General features: G+C 55.4%; 2 rRNA genes. Both read right to left on the bottom strand.

The window, feature by feature from the left end:
• Positions 1–4: 4 nt before the first annotated feature.
• Positions 5–121 (bottom strand): 5S ribosomal RNA (rrf, locus tag HWD93_RS18115).
• Between the two features lie 135 nt (positions 122–256).
• Positions 257–3,387 (bottom strand): 23S ribosomal RNA (locus tag HWD93_RS18110).
• Positions 3,388–3,425 lie beyond the last annotated feature (38 nt).

Here is a 3,425-nt window from a genome sequence, read left to right as displayed (position 1 = left end):
TTGAGTCCGGCGGCGTCCTACTCTCCCACAAGGTCCCCCTTGCAGTACCATCGGCGCTGAGAGGCTTAGCTTCCGGGTTCGGAATGTGACCGGGCGTTTCCCTCTCGCTATGACCACCGGAACACCTTCGACCCAATCGCTTGGAAGTTCGAAAGCTGTTCCGCGCATGCGCGGTGTTCAGTTTCTTGTTCCCGATCGTCTGTCGGGAACCACAAAGTGGACGCGAGCCCCACACCGAAGTGTGGGAAATAGTTGTGTTGTCAAGTCTTCGGCTTATTAGTACCGGTCAGCTCCACGGGTCGTTAGTCCCCGCTTCCACATCCGGCCTATCAACCCAGTAGTCTGCTGGGAGCCTCTCACACTCAAGGTGCATGGAAATCTCATCTCGAAGACGGCTTCCCGCTTAGATGCTTTCAGCGGTTATCCGGTCCGAACGTAGCTAATCAGCGGTGCCCTTGGCAGAACAACTGACACACCAGAGGTTCGTCCATCCCGGTCCTCTCGTACTAGGGATAGATCTTCTCAAATTTCCAACGCGCGCAGCGGATAGGGACCGAACTGTCTCACGACGTTCTAAACCCAGCTCGCGTACCGCTTTAATGGGCGAACAGCCCAACCCTTGGGACCTACTCCAGCCCCAGGATGCGACGAGCCGACATCGAGGTGCCAAACCATGCCGTCGATATGGACTCTTGGGCAAGATCAGCCTGTTATCCCCGAGGTACCTTTTATCCGTTGAGCGACAGCGCTTCCACAAGCCACTGCCGGATCACTAGTCCCGACTTTCGTCCCTGCTCGACCTGTCAGTCTCACAGTCAAGCTCCCTTGTGCACTTACACTCGCCACCTGATTGCCAACCAGGTTGAGGGAACCTTTGGGCGCCTCCGTTACTCTTTGGGAGGCAACCGCCCCAGTTAAACTACCCACCAGGCACTGTCCATGAACCCGATCAGGGTCCTACGTTAGACATCCAGAGTGACCAGAGTGGTATTTCAACAATGACTCCACGAACACTAGCGTGCCCGCTTCACAGTCTCCCACCTATCCTACACAAGCCACACCGAACACCAATACCAAGCTGTAGTAAAGGTCACGGGGTCTTTCCGTCCTGCTGCGCGTAACGAGCATCTTTACTCGTAGTGCAATTTCGCCGAGTTCGCGGTTGAGACAGCTGGGAAGTCGTTACGCCATTCGTGCAGGTCGGAACTTACCCGACAAGGAATTTCGCTACCTTAGGATGGTTATAGTTACCACCGCCGTTTACTGGGGCTTAAATTCAGAGCTTCGCCCAAAGGCTAACCCTTCCTCTTAACCTTCCAGCACCGGGCAGGCGTCAGTCCGTATACATCGTCTTGCGACTTCGCACGGACCTGTGTTTTTAGTAAACAGTCGCTTCCCACTGGTCTCTGCGGCCTTCAACGCTCAGCGGAGCAAGTCCGCATCACGTGTCCGGCCCCCCTTCTCCCGAAGTTACGGGGGCATTTTGCCGAGTTCCTTAACCACGATTCTCTCGATCTCCTTGGTATTCTCTACCTGACCACCTGAGTCGGTTTCGGGTACGGGCGGCTGCAACCTCGCGTCGATGCTTTTCTCGGCAGCATAGGATCACTGATTTCCCCTTACGGGTACGCGTCGGATCTCAGGCATACAGACGACGGATTTGCCTATCGTCAGCCCTACATCCTTACACCAGGATCACCTTACGGATACCATCGCCTGGCTCAGCTACCTTCCTGCGTCACACCTGTTCATACGCTAACCGCACCAGCATGGGGTCGAGCGTTAGACCGCACGCCATCACCCCGAAGGGATCCGGTCAATGCGGGTTAGGACTCTTAGCACCACTGGATTAGCTTGGGCGGTTGTTCGCCGGTACGGGAATATCAACCCGTTGTCCATCGACTACGCCTGTCGGCCTCGCCTTAGGTCCCGACTTACCCAGGGCGGATTAACCTGGCCCTGGAACCCTTGGTCTTTCGGAGGACGGGTTTCTCACCCGTCTTTCGCTACTCATGCCTGCATTCTCACTCGTGTAGCGTCCACGGCTGGATCACTCCGCCGCTTCACTCGCCACACGACGCTCTCCTACCACTCCGCACGACTGAACCACGAAGGCTTATCGAGTGTGCGAAATCTACAACTTCGGCGGTGTGCTTGAGCCCCGTTACATTGTCGGCGCGGAATCACTTGACCAGTGAGCTATTACGCACTCTTTCAAGGGTGGCTGCTTCTAAGCCAACCTCCTGGTTGTCTATGCAACTCCACATCCTTTCCCACTTAGCACACGCTTAGGGGCCTTAGTTGGTAGTCTGGGTTGTTTCCCTCTCGACGATGAAGCTTATCCCCCACCGTCTCACTGCTGCGCTCTCACTCACCGGCATTCGGAGTTTGGCTGACGTCAGTAACCTGTTGAGGCCCATCGGCCATCCAGTAGCTCTACCTCCGGCGAGAAACACGCAACGCTGCACCTAAATGCATTTCGGAGAGAACCAGCTATCACGAAGTTTGATTGGCCTTTCACCCCTATCCACAGCTCATCCCCTCCATTTTCAACTGAAGTGGGTTCGGTCCTCCACGACGTCTTACCGTCGCTTCAACCTGGCCATGGATAGATCACTTCGCTTCGGGTCTAGGACATGCGACTCAAATCGCCCTATTCAGACTCGCTTTCGCTACGGCTGCCCCACACGGGTTAACCTCGCCACATATCACTAACTCGCAGGCTCATTCTTCAAAAGGCACGCCGTCACCCCTACAAGGAGGCTCCGACGGTTTGTAAGCAAACGGTTTCAGGTACTATTTCACTCCCCTCCCGGGGTACTTTTCACCTTTCCCTCACGGTACTTGTCCGCTATCGGTCATCTGGGAGTATTTAGGCTTATCAGGTGGTCCTGACAGATTCACACGGGATTTCTCGGGCCCCGTGCTACTTGGGATACACATCCGGCCATAACACCATTTCGTCTACGGGGCTGGCACCCACTACGGCCCGGCTTTCAAACCGGTTCGACTATGATGCGCTGTAACCGCCCCAGTCCGGCAGAACTGAGCGACGTGTCCCACAACCCCGACCATGCAACGCCCGCCGGCTATCACACATGATCGGTTTAGCCTCATCCGCTTTCGCTCGCCACTACTCACGGAATCACATGTTGTTTTCTCTTCCTGTGGGTACTGAGATGTTTCACTTCCCCACGTTCCCTCTACCCGCCCTATATATTCAGGCGGGAGTCACCAGGTCACAAAAGCGCCCAGCGGGGTTTCCCCATTCGGAAATCCTCGGCTCACAGCTCGATTATCAGCTCCCCGAGGCTTATCGCAGATTTCTACGTCCTTCTTCGGCTCCAGATGCCAAGGCATCCACCGTTTGCTCTTAGAAACTTGACCACAAAGATTAAAATTGCGATCGACTCGAACAATCACCA

It is taken from the genome of Curtobacterium sp. C2H10, from assembly GCF_025407985.1.
In the GTDB taxonomy this organism is placed as follows: Bacteria; Actinomycetota; Actinomycetes; order Actinomycetales; family Microbacteriaceae; genus Curtobacterium.
This window is presented reverse-complemented; position numbering and strand designations above follow the sequence as displayed.